The sequence below is a fragment of the Streptomyces sp. rh34 genome, from assembly GCF_002551245.1.
In the GTDB taxonomy this organism is placed as follows: domain Bacteria; phylum Actinomycetota; class Actinomycetes; order Streptomycetales; family Streptomycetaceae; genus Streptomyces.
Genome location: NZ_NTGZ01000489.1, coordinates 1 through 2068 on the forward strand (window position 1 = coordinate 1; position 2068 = coordinate 2068).

Sequence of the window (2068 nt, forward strand, 5' to 3'; positions counted from 1 at the left end):
ATCCCGGCCCCGCCGCTGCCGGAGGGCCCGCCGCCGCCCGCCGGCCGGCCGCCGCTGACCTGGCTGTACGTGCCCGGGGACCGGCCGGAGGTGGTGGCCAAGGCGCTGGGCTGCGGGGCGGACGTGGTGATCGTCGACCTGGAGGACGCCGTCGCCCCGGACCGTAAGGAGTACGCGCGCTCCGCCACCGCCGAACTCCTCGGCGACCAGGTCACGGCGGCCCCGGACACGGTGCCGGTCCATGTCCGGGTGCACGGCGAGGAGGACATCCGGGCGCTGGCGCAGCTGCCGGGCCTGACCGCGTTCCGGCTGCCGAAGATCACCCACGCGGTCTCGGTGACCCATGTGGCGGCCGTGGCCCCGGGCGCGGCGCTGTATCCGCTGCTGGAGTCGGCCCTCGCGATCGAGCACGCGTACTCGATCGCCTCGGCCCATCACGCCGTGCACGGCATCGCCCTGGGCGAGGCGGACCTGCGGGCGGATCTGGGCGTACGGGAGGACGCCGGGCTCGACTGGCCGCGCAGCCGCGTCGTGGTGGCGGCCCGGGCGGCCGCGCTGCCACCTCCCGCACAGTCGGTCTTCCCGGACATCCGGGACCTGGACGGCCTGTGGGCCTCGTGCGGGCGGGGGCGGGCGCTCGGGATGCTGGGCCGGGCGGCGATCCACCCGCGGCAGCTGCCGGTGATCGAGCGGGCGTTCCGGCCGACGGCCGAGGAGGTCGAGGCGGCCGAGGAGATCGTCGCGGCCTCGGCGGTGGAGGCGGGGGCGCTGGCGCTGCCGGACGGGAGGTTCGTGGACGCGGCGGTGGTGGCGTCCGCCCGCCGGACGATCGCGCTCGCCGGGCGGGCCTGAGACTGCGGGCCCGCCCGGCGAGCGGGAGGTGTGCGGGGGTGTGCGCCCGAGGGGCGCGGCCGGTCAGCTCTTCTCGGCGGCTTCGGCGCTCTCGGCGGCGGCGCCCTTGCCGGGCTCGCGCGGCTCGTCCTTCGTGAGCGGGTCCTTCTCGGCGGCGTCGGCCTTCGCGGAGCCGTCCTCGTCGGAGCCGTCCTTGTCGGAGCCGTCCTCGTCTGCGGGGCCGTCGTTCTTCGCGGGGGCGGCGTCCCGGTCGGGCTCGACGATCTCCTCGCGGCCCGGACGGATCTTCGCAGAGATCACGATGTAGGCGACGGCGAGGACGAAGACGATGATCGCGGTCCACACGTTCAGGCGGAGGCCGAGGATGTGGTGGGCCTCGTCGACCCGCATGTACTCGATCCAGCCGCGCCCCGCGCAGTAGGCGGCGACGTACAGCGCGAACGCCCGTCCGTGGCCGAGCCGGAAGCGGCGGTCGGCCCAGATGACCAGGAGCGCGACGCCGATGCACCACAGCGACTCGTACAGGAAGGTCGGGTGGTAGGTCCCGGCGACCCGGTTCGGGCCCTCGCTGATCTCCAGCGCCCAGGGGAGGTCGGTGGGCTTGCCGTACAGCTCCTGGTTGAACCAGTTGCCCCAGCGGCCGATGGCCTGGGCGATGGCGATGCCCGGGGCCAGCGCGTCGGCCCAGGCGGGCAGGGGGATGCCCCGTCGGCGGCAGGCGATCCAGGCGCCGACGGCGCCGAACGCGATGGCGCCCCAGATACCGAGGCCGCCCTCCCAGATCTTGAAGGCGTCGACCCAGTTCTCACCGTCGCTGAAGTACAGCTGGTAGTCGGTGATCACGTGGTAGAGCCGGCCGCCGACGAGGCCGAAGGGCACCGCCCAGACGGCGACGTCGGCCACGGTGCCGGCTCTGCCGCCCCGGGCTACCCAGCGCTTGTTGCCGAACCAGACGGCGACGAAGACACCGATGATGATGCAGAACGCGTAGCCGCGGAGCGGGATCGGGCCGAGCTCGATCACGCCGGTCGACGGGCTGGGGATGAAGGCAAGATTCATGGCGAGGTCGACGCTACCCTGCCGGGCGGTGGGTACGGCAAGCCACCCGGCAACGTCTGGGTAACGAGGACCGCGTCACGGGCGGCGCCGGGGCCCGGTCAGGAGGCGGGGCCGGTCAGAGGGCGGGGCCGGTCAGGGGGCGGGGCCCGGTCAGGGG

Annotated in this window: 2 protein-coding genes; one reads left to right on the forward strand and one right to left on the reverse strand. The window is 74.7% G+C overall.

Annotated features, from left to right (window positions below; genetic code table 11):
• Positions 1-852 carry an HpcH/HpaI aldolase/citrate lyase family protein gene (locus tag CR470_RS37550; protein WP_097872206.1) on the forward strand — a complete coding sequence of 284 codons (852 nt, stop codon included), beginning with the start codon at positions 1-3 and terminating at the stop codon, positions 850-852.
• Between the two features lie 63 nt (positions 853-915).
• Here the strand turns inward: CR470_RS37550 and lgt are convergent, their stop codons facing one another.
• On the reverse strand, positions 916-1911 hold the full coding sequence (gene lgt / locus CR470_RS37555) for a prolipoprotein diacylglyceryl transferase (RefSeq protein WP_097872208.1): 996 nt from the start codon (positions 1909-1911) through the stop codon (positions 916-918).
• Between the last annotated feature and the right edge of the window lie 157 nt (positions 1912-2068).